We start from the raw sequence: 17,436 nt of genomic DNA on the forward strand, positions 1-17,436 counted from the left end.
GGGTACGGAACCTTCCTCAACACCGCCGGGGACCTGTACCACAACGAAACCAAGCAGGCTTCCAACGTCACCTCCGCCGTCGGCGAAAACGGCACCAGCAACAAGGCCGGCACTGACACGGTAACCTACGTCCAGAAGCCAGTCTGCAAGTAAGTAGAATACGCTCGCTACTCGCAATGGCGGGACACCGACTATCCGCTTTTAAACCGGAACGGCGCGTGTTCGTTCAAATGAGTGCACAAGCCGCATGAATGAAGCCCAACGACATCCGGTCGTTTGGGCTTCATTCATCGCTCTTCACGCCGCGATGTGAACCGTCCATGATCACCCCGACTTCCTTTCCCCCTCGCCTTGTCGGCACCATAAAACACAGCTACAAATTGCGGTACTCGTCCGTGATAAAAATCTGACGCCGGCAGCCGCGCGAATCCGCCATCAGCCAACATCACGCGCACCAGGGCCACACTCCTCCTCAACCTTCTCGAGTGCTCGCCGCAGAGCCCGCACGTTCCGGAATCCGGAGAGCCGCGCTATCTCGGCGGGGGTGAATCGCTGGCCATACTCGCGCGGGGCAGCATGGTTCCGAGCCCGGCGCACCCGCTCCGCCCTGAGCGCCGCCTTCGCAGAGGACCCCGCCTGAGCGAAAACGTGGCGCAGATTGCGGGATGACGTGCCGATCGCGTCGGCGAGTGACTCAACGGTGAAAGCCGGATCCGTCGCCCGCATCGAGATTACCCGGAGGGCCGCGCGGTGCACACGCTCCGCATCCTCCGGAAGTTCGGGAGCAGTGGCGTCGAGAGCGTGCAGAAGAAGCGCCGTCGTCAGATGCCTGAGCCCTATCCCGAAGTCGATGAAACCCGCCTCCTCGCTCCCCATCGAGGAACTGAGCCGCCACACCGCGCCGCATCAGCGCTCGCCCTCGGTCTTCACAAGGGCGCGGCGGAGGGCGCGAGCGTCCCGGAAGCCGGAGAGTCGAGCGACTTCGCCCATGGTGAATCGTTCGCCGTCCTTTCCCGCGGCGGCATGGGCGCGGGCTCGTCGCACACGCTCCCCGGTGAGCGCGGCCTTAGCCGAGCAGCCGGCCTGTGCAAAGACCTCCCGCAGGGTGCGGGAAGACGTTCCGATAGCGCGTGCGAGCGATTCCACCGTAAAGTCGGGATCGGTCGCCCGCATGGAGATGAGCCGCAGCGCGGCGCGATGCAGACTCTCCGCGTCTTCGGGGAGATCCGGAGCCGTCGCCTCGAGAGCATGCAGGAGGAGAGCGGTCGTGAGAGAGCGGAGCCCGATGCCGAAGTCGGCAAAGCCCGCCTCCCCCTTCGTCATTGAGGAGTTAAGGGCGATGTTCGCGGTCGCCGCGACGGCATCGCGGTACTCCTTGGCCGGACGGGAGAACACGGTCCCGGGCTCCAGTTCGACCCGCGCCTGCGCCGGGAGACCGGCCAGATCGAAGTCGATCTGGCACCTCGCGATGGGGCATTCCGCAGAGAGCTGACCAGCGTTTTCTGGACCACGTGGACGCTGCTGCTGACCGACGTGGTCAGGGTTTGTACCGGCCGTCGGCGGGCACCCCACCGCGGACGCCGAGGTCGTGCGTGACCTCCAGATGCTCCGCGCTCACGCCGTCTACGACGCCCAGACCTGCGCCCCGGTCGGCGACGTATTCCCCTCTGCGCCCCGCGGCTAGTGTGGTCTGCTTATTGTAGTACGCATTATTCGTGGAGTTGAGTGGCCGCGGAGCGCAGACAAGCACGGGATTCCGCGTCAGGATGCTCTCTATGCGATGACCCACGCAGAAGCCGCGGCGCAAGTCGAAGGGCGTTCAGGGGAGGTGACGACGGTCTACGTCGGACACCCGCACCCGCAGATAGACAGGTACATCGAAGTGATCGCCGCGATGCGACCGCCGCGGACCCTGACGATCTTCCACGTCACGGAACTCAGCGACCTGTACCGGCAGCTACCGAACTGTCGGCACCTACTGAACTAAGGAGACGACGTGCACGACTACGACGACCTCGCCGCACGCGCAGAGCGCAGCGAACTCGCACCCCTCCCCGGCACCCAGCTCCGCGGCGAGGAAGCCGCCGAGCACGCCCGCGCGGCGCTGCTCGCAGCGACCGGCGCCGACACTCTGGACGATGCCGTGATCATTGCCCGCGGCCGACCCCGGCTCGACACCGAGGAGTCGGTAGGACCCATGTGGAAGGTCCGTTCGACCAAGCCGCTCGATCAGAAAATCAGCCAGCTCGCCAAACGCCGCGGCGTCAGCAAGTCGCAGATCCTCCGCGAAGCCGCCGCCGCCTACGTCGAGGCCTCCTGATGAGGATCCCGCGGCCGGCTTTCGACCCTGTGCTACTCAACCTCGCAGACAACTCGGATGTCGTCGCTGAGCCGCTGAGCCGCTGAAGGAAAAAGCCCTGCGATTCAGCCGCCCGATCGACCGAGACGCTTGCCGTGCGAGCAGTGCAACGGACGAGAAAGCTGAAAGCAACAGGTGAATTACCGGATAGATGGGGCATAGGGCACGCCACATGCGTGCGGCGTGCCTCATGCCCCTTAAGTCGGTCCTCGAATGAGAAGACGAGTTCTACGCCAGTGGGCGTCGTCTTCGCAGTCGCTTCGTCCGTTAATGCCTCATCGCTCGTCCAGGCACCGCTCGCCTCCGTTGTCTGAGCGGATCGACTGTTGCCGCAGGCGGTGGGGATCCACGGGGAGTACATGATGGTGGATGTGTAGGCCGGCGACACCCCGGGCGGAGACGTAAATGAATACGAAACCCGCGTCCGAAAAGTGGCAGGTCCTTCCGAGCAAGGTGCGTTCGCGAAGCTGCTGTAGGTCTTGTTTGCCGGTGTGCCAAGTCAGGCTTCTGTGTTGCCTGCCCAGCCCGCACCGTTCGATTTTTCTAAATATGCACGAATGTACTTATGGATTGGTGCGCAGAATTACGTCTTCTTGAGCGCCCGCCTCGTCGGCGGGGCGCCCTTTCAAGCGGTAGAAATCCAGCGAACCAGCCCGCACGAGCAGCTCGAATGGATTCCCATGTGACTTCTCTTCCGCCCACTCAAGAGCTTCGTCGAGATTACAATCATCAAGTTCCCAGTCGTCCACCATCCACGAATACCCCTCGATTGGTGGTGGCGACCATAGGCGCACGCGAAAAATTGGACCGTCTTGAATCGTGACCGGTTCAACAAATCTCGCGTCCACACGCCCCCCAGTGCAAGTTACCTCGACATGCGCGCACGCATTCGTTGCCCCAACTGGTGGGCTCTGCGGAACCCACCGATTGATGACCATAAAACCCCCTGAGCGGCCGAAACAACAGCTTGTAGACCGCCGAATAGTGCGCTAAAAGGGGCCGTTTGCTCGAGTGACGGGACTTCGTGACCATCGCCATACGTGTTGTGTGGGTGCCTTCGCGTCCGGCGGGAAGTTGTCCGCGACACCCCTCTCCTCGGCGCCATCACCACCACGGAGGTGTTTCTCGTGAAGCACACGCTCGTCCAGCAACTCCGCACCGCGAGCGGGCGTGTACCGGGCGACTCACGCGATGCGGATGAGCTTCTTGTTCACGAACTCCTCCAGCGCCGCACGACCCATCTCGCGCCCCGTGCCCGAACGCTTCACCCCGCCGAAGGGCAGTTCGGCCGCGTCGCCGAGAACGAGATTCACCCACACCATGCCCGCGTCGATCCGGTCGGCCAGGCGCAGCGCCTGCTCGGAGTCGGTCGTATAGAGGTAGGAGCCGAGGCCGTACGGGGTGTCATTCGCGAGGGCGATCGCCTCGTCCTCGTCGTGTACGCGATAGAGCGCGGCGACGGGGCCGAAAAACTCCTCTCGGTAGGCATCCATCTCGGGAGTCACGTCTTCGAGCACGGCCGGAGGGAAGAAGTTACCGGCGACCGCGCCGCTCGCGCGCACGGTCGCGCCCTGCTCGCGCGCGGCGGCCAACTGCGCTTCGAGGCGCGCGGTGGCAGCGGAGGAGGAGAGCGGGCCGAGAACGGTGCCCGAGGCGAAGGGATCGGCGGGCTGCGCTCGGGTGAACGCCTCCGTGAACTTCTCGGCGAACGCCTCATAGAGCCCGTCAATCACGATGAAGCGCTTGGCCGCGTTGCAGGACTGGCCGTTGTTGTCCAGGCGCGCGGCGACTGCATCCTGCACCGCCGCATCGAGGTCGTCGGTCGACAGCAGCACGAACGGATCGGAGCCGCCGAGCTCGAGCACGACCTTCTTGAGGTGGCGCCCGGCCAGCTCGGCCACCGCCGCGCCCGCGCGCTCGGAGCCGGTGACGGAGACGCCCTGCACGCGCGGATCGGCGATCACGGTCGCCGCCTGCTCGTTCGTGGCGTAGAGGTTGACGTAGATGCCCGCCGGGGCGCCCAGCTCCTTTGCCGCGGTGCGGAAGATGTCGGCGATGGCGGCAGCCGACTCCGGGCACTGCGGTGCGTGCTTGAGCAGGATCGTGTTGCCGGCGACCACGTTCGGGCCGACGAAGCGGGCTACCTGGTAGTAGGGAAAGTTCCAGGGCATGATGCCCAGCAGCACGCCCAGCCCAGCGCGGCGGATCAGCGCGGTGCCGGTGCCCTCGGCCAGTTCGATCGGCTCGTCGGCGAGGAACGCCTCGCCGTTCTCGGCGTAGTAGCGGTAGATGTCGGCCGCGAATCCCACCTCGCCCTGCGCCTGGTTGAGCGGCTTGCCCATCTCGCGGACGATGATGGCGGCTAGCTCGTCGGCGCGCTCGACGTGCAGGTCGGCGACGCGGGCGATCAGGGCGGCACGAGTAGCCACGGGCACGGTGCGCGACCAGGAGGAGTAGGCCGCGTGTGCGGATCCGATCGCGTCGCTGAGGGCCTCGTCGCCGATCGTCGGGTACTCGCGGAGGGTCTCGCCCGAGGCCGGGTCGATCACGGCGTACTGGGTGCTCATGCGGGCTGTGCTCCTTCGCTGTGCGGGGGTCGGTGTCGCTGTGCGGGATAAGTGCCGTCCGCGTCGATAAGAGAAGATATGACTTCTCTTATCGTCGGTGCTGGCGGGAGCGGACGCGTGATCGCGAACTATTTTGGCATACCGAGGGGGGATAACGGCAGTCTGCGCGGAGCGCAAGGGGATCTCCCCACGCTGCCCGATCAGCACGGCCGGGCCGCCCCGCGCCACGAGCGCGGCGGCAATACATAGGACTGCTATATTCTCCGACGTGTCTTCCTCCCACTCCCCCGCGCAGAATTCGATCCTGAAGCAGCCGCTCGCCGTCTGGGCCGTCGCCTTCGCCGCCGTCATCGCCTTCATGGGCATCGGCCTGGTCGATCCGATCCTCCCGGCCATCGCCGAAAGCCTGAAGGCGACTCCGACCGAGACGTCGCTGCTGTTCACGAGCTACCTCGTCATCACCGGCGTGGTGATGTTCTTCACCAGCTGGCTATCAAGCCGCATCGGCGCCAAGAAGACGCTGATGATCGGGCTGGTCCTGATCGTCGTGTTCGCTGCCCTCGCCGGGACCGCGGGCAGCGTCGAGGGCGTCATCGGCTTCCGTGCTGGCTGGGGCTTCGGCAACGCGCTCTTCATCTCGACCGCGCTCTCGACGATCGTCGGCGCGGCGAGCGGAGGCTCCTCCGCCGCGATCGTGCTCTACGAGGCCGCGCTCGGCATCGGCATCGCCATCGGCCCACTGCTCGGCGGCCTGCTCGGCAGCGTCTCGTGGCGCGGGCCCTTCTTCGGCACCGCCGTGCTGATGGCGATCGGCGTCATCGCCATCGCGACTCTGCTGCGCGAGGACGGTCCCCGGCCCACGCCCACTCCGCTCTCGGCACCGTTCGCTGCACTCAAAGTCCCGGCGATCCGCACGCTCGCGGGCGCCGCTCTCTTCTACAACATCGGCTTCTTCGTGCTGCTGGCCTACACGCCCTATCCGCTGGGGTTGAACGAGATGGGGCTCGGCTTCACCTTCTTCGGCTGGGGTGTGGCTGTCGCACTCACCTCGGTGTTCGTCGCGCCACTCCTTACTGCGCGCCTGCCCCGCACCGTGGTGCTGCACTCGGTCCTGGTGCTGCTCGCCCTCGACCTGGTCGCCGGTGGACTGGCGATTTCGTCGCGGGTCGGCCTGATCGTCTGCATCATCGTCGGCGGACTGCTGCTCGGCGTCGTGAACACTGTGCTGACCGAGTGCGTCATGGAGGCGACCGACCTGCCGCGCTCCGTCGCCTCGTCCGCCTACTCGGGCGTCCGCTTCCTCGGCGGAGCGATCGCCCCGCCCGCCGCCTCCGCGCTGGCTGCTGCACTCTCACCAGCCTTCCCGATGTACGCGGCGGCTGGCGCGGTCGCCGTCGCCGCCGCGATCGTGCTCCTCGGCCGGAGCACCCTGGCCCGCGCCGATGCCCACGGAGCCGAGCCCGAGCTCGTCGAGGCGCAGGCGATCACGCTCGGCGCGTGATCCGCCGACGCAACGTCAGCTGAGACGCGTCGCCATCCACCATCGTGGATGAGGAGGTGTCTCAGCTGACGTTGGGGCAGCCCCGCGCCGCTTTGAGCAGGCGCGCGAGCCCGTCCTCGGTGAGCCCGCTGCCCGGGAAGACCGCGAGGCGCCCGAGCGGCATCGAGCCGAGCATCGCCGCCATTCCGGGATCGGTCGCGGCGGAGGCGAACGTGTCACCGCCCGAGACAAGCACGTCGCGCAGCAGGGCCCCGGCACGCGGATGTTCGAGGCACTCCGCCACGGTCGACGCCGCGGTCAGCGGCAGCTCGAGCACGTCGCCCGCCACCGCAACGGACGTCTCTGCTCTCAGGTCGCGGCTGGAGGAGCCGACCGCCACCGTGTACTCGCCGCCCTCGACCACCCAGCGCCCCGCGCCCGGGTGGAAGTACGCGAGCTCGTCGCGCAGGATATCGAGCACGACTTCAGCCGACCCGCCCGCCGCGACCTCGACGACCGCGAAGGCCGCGAGCGAGCGCACCGCCCGAGGAATCACGGACAGGGCAAGCGACGTGTAGACCTGGACCACCTCGCGACCATCGCGTTCGCCCGTGTTCGCGATCTCGACCCGCACCCGGAGTCCGCCATCGCGGGCCTCGACCGCGAGGCCGCGGTACTCGAACCGCGTGTACGAGAGCCCGTGTCCGAACGGGAAAGCGACATCGACGCCGCGCGCGTCGTAGCCGCGGTAGCCGACGAACACGTCCTCGCCATAGCGCACGTGCCCGAACGCTCCGGGGAAATTCAGGTACGCGGGGCTGTCCTCTAGGCGCAGCGGGATAGTCTCGGCGAGGCGGCCGGACGGATTCACCGCGCCGGTGAGGACGTCGGCAATCGCACCTCCGCCCGCCTGCCCGAGCAGCCAGCCCTCGACGATCGCGGGTACCCGGTCGTGCCAGCCGGAGGTGCGCACGACCCCGCCATTGGAGAGCACGACCACCGCGCGGGGGTTCCGAGCGAGGACGGCGTCGAGGAGGCGCGTCTGCTCGACCGGCAGTTCCAGGTGCTCGCGGTCAAAGCCCTCCGACTCCTCCTGCGGTGGCAAGCCGAGAAACAGCACGACCGTGTCGGCACCGTCGGCTGTGGCGACCGCCTCGGCCTGTAACGCCTGCGTATCGCCGGAGTCGTCGGTGCTGTAGCCGGGAGCGAAGAGCAGCCGATCACCGAGCGCAGTGCGCAGTGCGTCGAGCGCCGAGTCGAGGCGGGTCGGCACGATCTGCGAGCTGCCGGCGCCCTGATAGCGGGGTGTGCGCGCGAACTCGCCGATGACGGCAACGCTCCCCTCCCCAGCGAGGGGCAGCAGGTCATCATCGTTCTTGAGCAGCACCGCCGCTCGCGAGGCGACCTCGCGGGCGAGCGCATGGTGAGCATCATGATCGACCGCCGCAGTGGAGTCGGCGCCCGCAGTGACCCGGTCGAGCAGTTCGAGGGCGCGGCGCGCCGCGGTGGTGACGTGCGCCTCGTCCAGCTCGCCGGAGCGGACGGCCGCGACCAGCCGTGCGACCGTGCTCCCTCCGCTCGAGGGCATCTCGAGGTCGAGGCCGGCGGCGACTCCCGCGACCCGGTCATCGACGGCACCCCAGTCCGAGACGACGAGGCCCTCGAAGCCCCACTCCTCGCGCAGGACAGTCGTCAGCAGCCACGGGTTCTCGGAGGCGAGTACACCGTTGACCCGGTTGTACGAGCACATCACCGTCCACGGCTGCTGCTCGGTGACCACGCGCTGGAACGCGCGGAGATAGATCTCGCGCAGGGGACGCTCATCGACGTCGGCGCTGACGCTGAGGCGGTCGGTCTCTTGGTTGTTGGCGGCGAAGTGCTTGAGGGAGGCGCCGACTCCGCGACTCTGCACGCCGCCGACGAGCGCGGAGCCGAGCACGCCGCTGACGAGCGGATCCTCGGAGAGGTACTCGAAGTTGCGCCCGCACAGCGGCGAGCGCTTGATGTTGATGCCCGGGCCCAGGAGCACTCCGACGCCCAGTGCCCGCGCCTCGTCGCCAAGGGCGACTCCGACTCTGCGGGCGAGATCCGCGTCCCACGTAGAACCGAGTGCGACAGCGGGTGGGAAGCAGGTCGCGGGCACGCTGTCGGCCAGGCCGAGGTGGTCGGCTCCCGCGGGTTGGCGGCGGACGCCGTGTGGGCCATCGGTGAGGAGTATCGAGGGGATGCCGAGGCGCTCGACGGCGGCGGTCGTCCAGAAGCCGGATCCGCTTGTGAGGGACGCCCGCTCCTCGAGGGTCAGAGCGTTGAGGTGGTCGGCATAGGTCATGGTGGCTCCGATCGCCCGGGCGTCAGCGCCGCGGTGACGAAAACCGTACAGTGAGCGGCTTCTCCGGTGTCAAGAGTGGCGCGTCCGCTGGCCTAGCATCAGAGACATGCCTCAGCGCGGACCGTACGCCAGGGGGATCGCGCGACGTGAGGAAATCCTGAGGATCGCGCTCGAGGTGTTCTCGCGGCAGGGCTACCGCGGCACCTCACTGCGGGAGATCGCCCGCCTGAACGGGATGAGCCTGCCCGGGCTCATGCACTACTTCGACTCGAAGGAACATCTGCTCACCGCGATCCTCGAAAAGCGCGACGAGGTCGACAGCAACGCGCTCGACTCCGATGCGGACGCGGTCGACGGGCTGGTCGCCGTCATGCGGCACAACCGCGACGTGCCGGGGCTGGTGCAGTTGCACCTCACGCTCGCGGCCGCCGCGGAGGATCCCGAGCATCCCGCGCACGGGCACTTCATCGCGCGCCTGGCGATTCTCCGCCCGCAGCTCGTGGAGGCGATCCGAGCGCGGATCGACGAGGGCTCGGCACGGGCCGACCTCGATCCGGAGCGGGCCGCGCGGCTGCTGATCGCCGCCGCCGACGGCATCCAGATCCAGTGGGCGCTCGACCGCTCAATCGACATGGCGGCCGATGTCGAAGAACTGTGGCGCCTCCTCGCCGGCTGACCGTCTCTCACGCCGCGTTCCTGAGTGCTTCATGCCAGTCGCCACTGCGTATTGCCCTGCCGAGTCACCACCCGTCAGGCTTTCCCGCACGGTGAACGGTTTTTGCGAACTGCTCAGTGACTCAACGGGGAGGACAATCATGACGACAGCGAGTGGATCCGCGGCGGGCGCGCCCTCGGGCATGACCACGGCGACGGCAACCGCGAGATTCTCCGGCCTGCCCGAGCCGACCGAGCCGGCCACCAAGAGCTACGCCGCCATGCTGGTGATCGCGCAACTCGTCTTCTTCATCGCGCTGCTCGGGCCTGTAGTGGTGGGCATCGGGATCAAGATCCAGTCATTCGTGCAGGCGGGGGTAATTCCCCAGGACGGCGCGACCGGTGCGGCAGCGGTGCTGGGCGGCTTCGGCGCCCTCTCAGCGACCATCGCGAACGTCGTGTTCGGGCGACTCTCCGACCGCACCACGAGCCGGCTCGGCCGGCGCCGGACGTGGATCGTCAGCGGCACGGTGATCATGACCGGCGCGTTCGCGATCATGGCCCTCGCCGTCGATCTGCCGACCGCGACCGTGGGCTGGTCGCTCGCGCAGCTCGGGGCCAACATGACCCTCGCGCCGTTCATCGCCACGATCGCCGACCAGGTCCCCTCGTTCCAGCGCGGCTCGATAACGGCCGCACTCGGCATCGCTCAGAACGTCGGGATCCTCGGCGGCACCTACGTCGCGCAGGCTTTCGCCGGGCAACTGCTGCTGATGTTCGTCGGCCCGTCGCTGCTCGCCATCGTCGCGATGCTCGTCTTCGCGATCGTCCTTCCCGACCGGCGGCTGCCCAGGAAGCCGCCGCGGGCGACCGTCGCCGACTGGCTGCGGACCTTCTGGGTCAGCCCCGTCGCCCACCCCGACTACGCGCTGGCCTGGTGGTCGCGCTTCCTGATCACGTTCGCGGGCTACGGCTTCACCACCTTCCGGTTCTTCTACCTGCTCACACACGTCGGCGTCGCGGAGGAGGAAATCCCCGGCGTGATCGCGAGCAGCACCCTGATCTACACGGTCGGCCTCGTCGGCGCGAGCTTCATGGCCGGACGTCTGTCGGACCGGCTCGGGCGCCGCAAGGTCTTCGTCTGCGGATCGACGGTGCTCTTCGCCCTCGGGACGCTGGCGCTGATCGGCGTGCACGACGTCGAATCCTTCCTCGTGGTCGAGCTGGTGCTCGGCATCGCCTTCGGCATCTACGTCGGCGTCGACCTCGCGCTGGTGGTCGACGTGCTGCCCAATCCGGAGGACTCGGGCAAGGACCTCGGCGTCTTCAACATCGCCAACGCGCTGCCGCAGACGTTCGCGCCCCTCATCGGCGGGGCTCTGGTCTACGTCGGCGACCCCACCGGCAACGCCTACGGACTCTGGTTTTCGGTCTGCGCGGTCGCCGCGCTGATCGGCGCCATCGCGATCCTGCCCATCCGCTCGGTGCGCTGACGGGCCGGCACCGCTCGGTCGTGCAGAAGACGCGCGCGCCGCACGCCCGGCGCACCCGCGCACGCTGCCTTCCCAATTCCAGCGTGCGTGCGGGCAGCGGCGTCAGCGGAGTGCGTGCTTGATGTTGGTGCGGGCGAGCGCGACCGCCTCGCCGGCTCCTCCGTTCATCACCATCTTCGACAGGGCCAGGGTGAAGCCCTTCACCTGCGCACCCGTGATCGTCGGCGGCAGCGAAAGGGCGAGCGGATCCGTCACCACGTCGACCAGCACCGGCCCGCCCTCTGCAAGCGCGGCGCGCAGAGCCCCTTCCACCTCGCGCGGGTCCTCGACGCGAAGGCCGCGGATGCCCACCGCCTCCGCCACCTTCGCGTAGTCGACCATCGGCACATCCACTGCGAAGTCCGGGAATCCGTCGACCAGCATCTCGACCTTCACCAGCCCGAGCGTGGAGTTGTTGAACACGACGATCGTCACCGGCAGCCGGTAGGCGGCGACGGTCACCAACTCGCCCATCAGCATCGAGAGACCCCCGTCCCCGCTGAGCGACACGACCTGTCGACCGGGGTAGGCGAGTTGCGCACCGACCGCCTGCGGAAGGGCATTGGCCATCGAGCCGTGCGAGTAGGAGCCGATCAGGCGACGGCGGCCGTTCGGCGTGATGTAGCGCGCCTGCCAGACGTTGCCCATGCCAGTGTCGGCCGTGACGATCGCGTCGTCCGAGAGCAGGCCGTCGAGGGTGGAAGCGACCAGCTCGGGGTGGATCGGGCTCCGAGTGCCGACCTCGGTGTACTTCCCCACGACTCCGGTCACCAGCTTCTCGTGCTTCTTCAGCGTCTTGTCGAGGAATCGGTGGTCTTTGCGCCTCACCAGCGGAGTGAGGGCGGTGAGGGTCGCGGCCACGTCGCCGTGCACGGGGTGTGCGACGCTGATGCGGCGGCCAAGCTTGGCGGCGTCGGTGTCGACCTGTGCGATGACGACCTCCGACGCGTCCGGCAGGAACTGCTCGTAGGGGAAATCTGTGCCGAGCAGGATCAGCAGGTCGGCGTCGTGGATCCCGGCGTGCGCGGCTCCGTAGCCGAGCAGGCCCGTCATGCCGACGTCGTAGGGGTTGTCGTACTGGATCCACTCCTTGCCGCGCAGGCTATGGCCGATCGGAGCCCCGACGAGTTCGGCGAACGCGACGACCTCGTCATGGGCGTTCTGCACTCCGGCGCCGGCGAAGATCGCGACGGTCTTCGCCTCGTTGATGGCGGCGGCGAGCGCCACCACGTCGGACGCAGCAGGGACCAGGACGGGCGGAGCGGGCAGAACGAACGCGGGGAAGCCGTCCTCCACCGCCTCCAGCTCGGCGATGTCACCGGGCAGGGTGATCACGGCGACCCCGCGCAGGGCCACCGCACTGCGCATCGCGGCGTTGACGACCCGCGGCGCCTGGGCCGCGGTCGAGATCAGTTCGCGGTAGTTCGAGCACTCCACGAAGAGTCGATCCGGGTGGGTCTCCTGGAAGTAGGAGGAGCCGATCTCGACGCTCGGGATGTGGCTGGCGATGGCGAGCACGGGAGCGGACGATCGGTGCGCATCGTAGAGCCCGTTAATGAGGTGCAGGTTGCCAGGTCCGCAGCTGCCCGCGCAGACGGCGAGCCTCCCGGTGAGCTGCGCCTCCGCGCCCGCGGCGAAGGCTGCCGCCTCCTCGTTGCGCACGTGGATCCAGTCGATGCCTCCCTTCGCGGAGCCGCCGCTGCGACGCACTGCGTCAACGACCGGATTCAGAGAGTCCCCGACGATCCCATAGATCCGGGAGACGCCGGCGTCGATGAGCTGGGCGATGAGCTGGTCCGCGACCGTCTTTTGAGCCATACAGTCCATTCGAACGGATCGTTTCGACGTCCGCCACTCCCTTGCGTTGTGCGCAACCGCCGCAAGGAGAGGCTCCCCACGCAGGAGAGCTGGCGCAGCGGCGACCGCACGATCACCGATCCGGACGGGCCGAGCACGGGGAGTCTGGCGGGCGCCGCGACCTGAGCCGACGGCGCCGCGTTCGTAACCAAGGTTGAGAGGCGCCGAAACCCCGCGGGGAGCCCATTCGGGCGCTCTCAACCTCGATTGCGCAGGGGGAACAGGCGCAGCAACAGCCCCGACCCGATCCACACGACCGCAATCCCCGCGAGGAGCCATGAAGCGCCGAACCCCGAGGCCGCGCCGGCGATCACGGCGCCGATGGCCGCTGCCGCCGAGCGCAGGCCCGCGCCGATCGTGAAGACCTGCGAGCGCACGGTCGCCGGGCTTTCCTGATCGCGCAGGAGGAACATCGCCGCGTTCGCGGGGGCCGTGAAGACTCCGGCGACGGCGAAAGCGGCGATCGCGACGACGAGGCCAAGGTCTGGCGCGGCGACGAGCAGCGCGACGCCGGTCGCGACGTAGGCCGCGCCCATCGTCCAGGCGGGCCCCCGACGAGTCCAGCGCCGGGCTGCGACCGCAGCCGCCCCGACCAGTCCGCCGACCGCGTAGGCGGTGAGGATCCACGCGGCTGCGGCGGCGGTACCGAGGCGTTCCACCGACAGGCTGATCGCGGCGACGCCGGCCGCGCCCCCTGCAACCTGGCTGAGCGTGCCCGCGGAGGTGACGATCGCGATCGGTCGGTGCCGGAGCAGGTGGCTGACACCCGCCACGACCGTCCGTAGCACGCCGACCGTGGGCGCCGGGCGCGCCTCCATCGCGAGGCCGAACGAGCCGACAACCCCGATCAGCGCGAGCACCGCCATCGCGAGCATTGCACTGCGCGCCCCGCCGAGACCGACCGCGACACCCACGATCGACGGTCCGCTGATCGAGGCGACCGTGTACGAGAGCGAGTCCTGCGCGTAGGCGCGGCGCGCATCCGGGATGGCACTGGTGACGAAGCTCGACATGCCGCCCATGTACACCGGTGTGGCGAGGCCGGCGATCAGTAGGAGCACCACGATCAGCGGAGTCGGCACGTCGCCGAGATATGCGGCGACCCCGAAGGCCAGTGCCGTCGTGACGGCGGACGCGATCAGCAGGCGGCGCGGGTGGCGCATCCGGTCGAGCACCGTGCCGACCAACGGCGCCGCGATCACGCTGGGAAACAGGGCCGCCCCGGTCAGCGCGCCACCGAGCGCGACGTCATCAAGCCGCTCGACGGCGAGGACGGGGAGGGCGACGATCATTCCCGCGCCGGCGAGGCGGAGGGGGATCGACGCGGTCTGGTAGCTGACCGCGCTCATGCGGCAGAGAAGAAGGACATCACCCCCGATCGTGCCACGCGAAGAGGTGGTAGCCGACCGCGCCTCGGGCAGGAGCTCAGTGTCAGGACCGGAGCCGACGCGTCAGGACCGGGATCGACGCCCTCGCAGCACGAGCTGCACCGCCGCCAGCAAGAGCAGCGCCGCGAAGAGAATCCCGGACACCCGCGCGGGCAGGAGGAACGAGAGGGCGACTCCGGCGAACGAGAACGCCGTCGCGGTCAGACCGACGACCAGGCCGCCGCGCACGTCGAGCAGTCCCCGCCGCGCGTTCGCGATCGAGCCGGTCATCGCCGTCGGGATCATCGCGGCGAGCGAGGTGCCCTTGGCCAGCAGGTCGGCGAGGCCGAACGCTCCCACCAGCACCGGGACGGCTATCGCTCCGCCGCCGATGCCGAACAGACCGGAGGCGACGCCCATCACGACGCCGAGGCCCGCGAATCCGGGCCAGACGCCCCAGCCCTCCGCGACATCGCCCGACTCATTCGAGCCGAACACGGCCATCCTGACCGCCGCGGCGAGCAGGAGCGCAACGAACAGCCAGCGCAGCACGCCCAGCGGCAGCCGCGCGAGCAGCCACGAACCCGCGACGGCGCCGAGCATCGCGGCGGCGGCGATGACGGCGGCGGGAATCCACGCGACCTGCCCGGCGAGCGCATAGCCGAAGGCCCCCGCGACAGAAGTGGGCGCGATGGCGAGCAGCGACGTGGCGGAGGCGCGGCGCTGGTCCATCCCGGCCCACGCGATCAGCATCGGCACCATCACAATCCCGCCGCCGACGCCGAAGGCACCCGAGAGGGTCCCCCCGACAGCGCCGACGAGGGCCAGGATCACGAGGGTCCGCGCGCGGACGCGCGTGTCGTCGCCGGGGGCCGGGGTGGTCGTCTCGTTCGTCACGGCTCCATGGCATCACAGCGGGAGGGGGAGGGCGAATCGCCCGACTCGCTGGCAGTTGTCTGAGCAGCGCGGATTCGACCGTGACGATCGGGGGCAACCGAGCGTCTCACCGGCACACCCCCCGGTCCATCGACCGGGTACTGAGCGAAATGAGGAGACCATGGCCCCGAGCGCCTCGACCACCCCCGCCCCCACGATCGCCGGCCGCACCGTGATCGACGACGGCGTCATTGCCAAGATCTCCGGTCTCGCGGCGCGCGAGGTCGCTGGAGTACACGCCCTCGGCGGAGGCGCGGCCCGCGCGATCGGCGCCATCCGCACCGCCATCGGCAACGACGATCGCAGCCAGGGCGTCAAGGTCGAGGTCGGCGAGCGCCAGGTCGCGGCCGACGTGACCATCGTCGCCGAGTATCCCGCTCCGCTCCAGGACGTCGCGGAGAACGTGCGCAGTGCCGTCGCGGGCGCGATCCAGCAGATTATAGGCATGGAGGTCGCCGAGATCAACGTGACCGTGCAAGATGTGCACATCCCCGATGACGACAACCGCGAGTCGGAGCCGCGCGTCTCCTGACCTTTCCCTCACCGATGCCCCGGGCCCCACGGCGCCGGGGCATCGGCATGTATGGCGTCCGCAGCCGTTCCGCCAGCGGCGCCCTCGGCCATGACAGCCGCGAACGTGGGCAGGCCACCCAATCCGCGACGGCCACCCAATCCGCGACACATCCCGAATTCACGGCAGAACCCGAACAGGAGAAGCGACATGGAGACGTCCTGCAACCGTCCTCTCGATCTCGATGACGCCGTCGCCCTCATCGGCGTCCTCGCCGCTCTGCAGGCGCTCGTCGAGCGCGGCGAAGTCTCCCAGGAGGGGATTAACGCCCTACGCCACAGTCTCGAGCAGGGCTGTGCCCTCCTCGCCGGCAGTAATCAGAACGAGATTGCGACCGCTCTGGGAAGCCTGAACACGCGGCTGCGCACGACGCTCGAGTGAGGGATATGAGTCCCTAGCGTGCCGATCTCGTTCTGTCGACCTCCCCGACAGGCCCTGATCTTGTCCGGTAATGTCCGATCTGGTCCCTGACTGCGTATCGGGATCGATCACCCCGGCAGCACGAGGAGGCCCGACCGTGAACGGTGACCACTTCGTGCTCATGACCGCGACACCCTGGGACGATCGGACCGAGATCATCGGCGTGTACCCGTCCGAGTCCTGGGCACGCGAAGCCGCCTCCACCTGGCTGAGCGGTGACGATCGCGGGGCGTTCCCGCGCTGCGTCATTGAGGGCTGGAGCGGCGGGCACCGGCTCGACCGCGAGATGATCGAGGGGATCGTGCTCGATGGCGAGGCGAGTCTCGACGGACCCCGTCGGATCTGAGCATCGCCACCGTAGTTCGGGGGGCTTTCGGGATGCCGGTCGGGCACGCGAAGGCCAGCGCCACGCAGCACAGAGCGGCGTAATCGGCAAGTTCCATCCGGGCGTGACGTCGCTCCGACGCTCAGGAGCAGAGCGGGTCAGTGAGCAGAGCGGGTCAGTAGGAGGCGGAGTCGACACGAGCGGCGGACGAATCGCCCGCCAGCCGCGCGGAGAGGTCACCGAGGATCGTCGCGGAGCCGCTCGTTCCGAAGCGGGTGACGCCCAGCTCGCGGTAGGCGAGGAGCGTGTCGAGGTCGCGGACGCCGCCCGAGGCTTTGACCTGCACGGCCTCGGAGACGGCGCCGCGCATCAGGCGCAGGTCGTGCTCGTTGGCGCCGCCGCCGGCGAATCCGGTGGCCGTCTTGACGAAGTCGGCGCCCGCTCGCTCCGCGGCGCGACTGCCCTCGATGATCTGCTCATCATCCAAGAAACTCGTCTCGAGGATGACCTTCACGATGTGCCCGGTGGCCGCCTCAACGACCGCGCGGATGTCGTCCTCGACGTCCTGCAGGAGGCCGGAGCGCAGGCGACCGATGTTGACGACCATGTCGAGTTCGACGGCGCCGTCGGCGAGCGCCTGGCGCACCTCCGCGACCTTTGCCGCGGTGGAGGTCGTGCCGTGGGGGAAGCCGATGACTGTGCCCACGACGACACTCGAGCCCTCGAGTCGGGCGACGGAGTGCGCGATGTCGGAGGGGCGGACGCACACGCTGAAGACGCCGGATGCGCGCGCCTCGTCGAGCTGGGCGTCCACCTCGGCGCGGATCAGTTCGGGCTTAAGGATCGCGTGGTCGATAAGCGCAGCGATCTCGGCGACGCTCGGCAGTCTCAGGTCGGTCATCCCCGTATTTTATCGCCCACCTCCCCCGACGGATCGACGCCCAACCGCGCAATATTCCTTGAGCGCACCGCTCTCACGAGCGCACCGGGGAATCGCGTGCCAAGCGATTCCCCGCAGCGAACGCAACACGCCCTCCAC

General features: G+C 68.5%; 17 protein-coding genes. 8 read left to right on the forward strand and 9 right to left on the reverse strand.

Features of this window, described 5'->3' with window-relative positions; translation table 11 throughout:
• Nucleotides 1–435: 435 nt before the first annotated feature.
• Nucleotides 436–876, reverse strand: coding sequence for a helix-turn-helix domain-containing protein (locus HRF29_RS13420; protein WP_173249353.1), 441 nt, complete (start codon nt 874–876; stop codon nt 436–438).
• 30 nt (nt 877–906) lie between these two features.
• Nucleotides 907–1,395, reverse strand: coding sequence for a helix-turn-helix domain-containing protein (locus HRF29_RS13425; protein ID WP_173249354.1), 489 nt, complete (start codon nt 1,393–1,395; stop codon nt 907–909).
• A 385-nt stretch (nt 1,396–1,780) separates the two neighbouring features.
• Here HRF29_RS13425 and HRF29_RS13430 point away from each other — a divergent pair, with 385 nt between their 5' ends.
• Nucleotides 1,781–1,987: a hypothetical protein gene (locus HRF29_RS13430; RefSeq protein WP_173249355.1), complete on the forward strand. Its 207-nt coding sequence runs from the start codon at nt 1,781–1,783 to the stop codon at nt 1,985–1,987.
• 9 nt (nt 1,988–1,996) lie between these two features.
• On the forward strand, nt 1,997–2,320 hold the full coding sequence (locus tag HRF29_RS15400; RefSeq protein ID WP_173249356.1) for a ribbon-helix-helix protein, CopG family: 324 nt from the start codon (nt 1,997–1,999) through the stop codon (nt 2,318–2,320).
• 602 nt (nt 2,321–2,922) lie between these two features.
• On the opposite strand, the gene HRF29_RS13440 is transcribed toward HRF29_RS15400, so the two are convergent.
• The gene (locus HRF29_RS13440) at nt 2,923–3,111 is read right to left on the reverse strand and encodes a hypothetical protein (RefSeq protein ID WP_173249357.1); all 189 of its coding nucleotides are present in this window, start codon (nt 3,109–3,111) and stop codon (nt 2,923–2,925) included.
• A 432-nt stretch (nt 3,112–3,543) separates the two neighbouring features.
• Nucleotides 3,544–4,926 (reverse strand): NAD-dependent succinate-semialdehyde dehydrogenase, encoded by a 1,383-nt coding sequence (locus HRF29_RS13445; protein ID WP_173249358.1) that lies wholly within the window; start codon nt 4,924–4,926, stop codon nt 3,544–3,546.
• Between the two features lie 268 nt (nt 4,927–5,194).
• Between HRF29_RS13445 and HRF29_RS13450 the strand changes: the two genes are divergently transcribed.
• Nucleotides 5,195–6,427 (forward strand): MFS transporter, encoded by a 1,233-nt coding sequence (locus tag HRF29_RS13450; protein WP_173249359.1) that lies wholly within the window; start codon nt 5,195–5,197, stop codon nt 6,425–6,427.
• A 61-nt stretch (nt 6,428–6,488) separates the two neighbouring features.
• Here the strand turns inward: HRF29_RS13450 and HRF29_RS13455 are convergent, their stop codons facing one another.
• Nucleotides 6,489–8,735 (reverse strand): glycoside hydrolase family 3 C-terminal domain-containing protein, encoded by a 2,247-nt coding sequence (locus HRF29_RS13455; protein ID WP_173249360.1) that lies wholly within the window; start codon nt 8,733–8,735, stop codon nt 6,489–6,491.
• Between the two features lie 106 nt (nt 8,736–8,841).
• Between HRF29_RS13455 and HRF29_RS13460 the strand changes: the two genes are divergently transcribed.
• Both HRF29_RS13460 and HRF29_RS13465 read left to right on the forward strand, forming a co-directional pair.
• Nucleotides 8,842–9,411, forward strand: a complete 570-nt coding sequence (locus HRF29_RS13460; RefSeq protein WP_173249361.1) for a TetR/AcrR family transcriptional regulator — start codon at nt 8,842–8,844, stop codon at nt 9,409–9,411.
• A gap of 139 nt (nt 9,412–9,550) precedes the next feature.
• Nucleotides 9,551–10,882: an MFS transporter gene (locus tag HRF29_RS13465; protein WP_173249362.1), complete on the forward strand. Its 1,332-nt coding sequence runs from the start codon at nt 9,551–9,553 to the stop codon at nt 10,880–10,882.
• Between the two features lie 102 nt (nt 10,883–10,984).
• Here the strand turns inward: HRF29_RS13465 and HRF29_RS13470 are convergent, their stop codons facing one another.
• From HRF29_RS13470 to HRF29_RS15405, 3 genes are all read right to left on the reverse strand, one after another.
• Nucleotides 10,985–12,739 (reverse strand): pyruvate dehydrogenase, encoded by a 1,755-nt coding sequence (locus HRF29_RS13470; protein ID WP_173249363.1) that lies wholly within the window; start codon nt 12,737–12,739, stop codon nt 10,985–10,987.
• Between the two features lie 236 nt (nt 12,740–12,975).
• Nucleotides 12,976–14,127: an MFS transporter gene (locus tag HRF29_RS13475; protein ID WP_173249364.1), complete on the reverse strand. Its 1,152-nt coding sequence runs from the start codon at nt 14,125–14,127 to the stop codon at nt 12,976–12,978.
• Nucleotides 14,128–14,229: 102 nt separating this feature from the next.
• Entirely contained in the window at nt 14,230–15,042 is an 813-nt protein-coding gene (locus HRF29_RS15405; protein ID WP_173249365.1) for a TSUP family transporter, read from the reverse strand.
• A gap of 160 nt (nt 15,043–15,202) precedes the next feature.
• On the opposite strand from HRF29_RS15405, the gene HRF29_RS13485 reads away from it, so the two are divergent.
• From HRF29_RS13485 to HRF29_RS13495, 3 genes are all read left to right on the forward strand, one after another.
• Nucleotides 15,203–15,613, forward strand: coding sequence for an Asp23/Gls24 family envelope stress response protein (locus HRF29_RS13485; protein WP_173249366.1), 411 nt, complete (start codon nt 15,203–15,205; stop codon nt 15,611–15,613).
• 189 nt (nt 15,614–15,802) lie between these two features.
• Nucleotides 15,803–16,033, forward strand: coding sequence for a hypothetical protein (locus HRF29_RS13490; RefSeq protein ID WP_173249367.1), 231 nt, complete (start codon nt 15,803–15,805; stop codon nt 16,031–16,033).
• Between the two features lie 136 nt (nt 16,034–16,169).
• A complete protein-coding gene (locus HRF29_RS13495; RefSeq protein WP_173249368.1) occupies nt 16,170–16,418 on the forward strand; it encodes a hypothetical protein in 249 nt (82 codons plus the stop codon).
• Between the two features lie 154 nt (nt 16,419–16,572).
• Here HRF29_RS13495 and deoC read toward each other — a convergent pair whose 3' ends face one another.
• Complete coding sequence (gene deoC, locus HRF29_RS13500) at nt 16,573–17,298, reverse strand: deoxyribose-phosphate aldolase (RefSeq protein ID WP_173249369.1); 726 nt, start codon at nt 17,296–17,298, stop codon at nt 16,573–16,575.
• Nucleotides 17,299–17,436 lie beyond the last annotated feature (138 nt).

It is taken from the genome of Rathayibacter agropyri (assembly GCF_013249015.1).
In the GTDB taxonomy this organism is placed as follows: domain Bacteria; phylum Actinomycetota; class Actinomycetes; order Actinomycetales; family Microbacteriaceae; genus Rathayibacter; species Rathayibacter agropyri.

Excerpts from the sequence above, each read along its gene's own strand:
- HRF29_RS13490 (WP_173249367.1), top strand. The coding sequence starts at position 15,803 with ATGGAGACGTCCTGCAACCGTCCTCTCGATCTCGATGACGCCGTCGCC.
- HRF29_RS13440 (WP_173249357.1), bottom strand. The coding sequence starts at position 3,111 with ATGGTGGACGACTGGGAACTTGATGATTGTAATCTCGACGAAGCTCTT.
- deoC (WP_173249369.1), bottom strand. The coding sequence starts at position 17,298 with ATGACCGACCTGAGACTGCCGAGCGTCGCCGAGATCGCTGCGCTTATC.
- HRF29_RS13445 (WP_173249358.1), bottom strand. The coding sequence starts at position 4,926 with ATGAGCACCCAGTACGCCGTGATCGACCCGGCCTCGGGCGAGACCCTC.
- HRF29_RS13455 (WP_173249360.1), bottom strand. The coding sequence starts at position 8,735 with ATGACCTATGCCGACCACCTCAACGCTCTGACCCTCGAGGAGCGGGCG.
- HRF29_RS13430 (WP_173249355.1), top strand. The coding sequence starts at position 1,781 with ATGACCCACGCAGAAGCCGCGGCGCAAGTCGAAGGGCGTTCAGGGGAG.
- HRF29_RS13485 (WP_173249366.1), top strand. The coding sequence starts at position 15,203 with ATGGCCCCGAGCGCCTCGACCACCCCCGCCCCCACGATCGCCGGCCGC.
- HRF29_RS13470 (WP_173249363.1), bottom strand. The coding sequence starts at position 12,739 with ATGGCTCAAAAGACGGTCGCGGACCAGCTCATCGCCCAGCTCATCGAC.
- HRF29_RS13460 (WP_173249361.1), top strand. The coding sequence starts at position 8,842 with ATGCCTCAGCGCGGACCGTACGCCAGGGGGATCGCGCGACGTGAGGAA.
- HRF29_RS13475 (WP_173249364.1), bottom strand. The coding sequence starts at position 14,127 with ATGAGCGCGGTCAGCTACCAGACCGCGTCGATCCCCCTCCGCCTCGCC.
- HRF29_RS13420 (WP_173249353.1), bottom strand. The coding sequence starts at position 876 with ATGGGGAGCGAGGAGGCGGGTTTCATCGACTTCGGGATAGGGCTCAGG.
- HRF29_RS13465 (WP_173249362.1), top strand. The coding sequence starts at position 9,551 with ATGACGACAGCGAGTGGATCCGCGGCGGGCGCGCCCTCGGGCATGACC.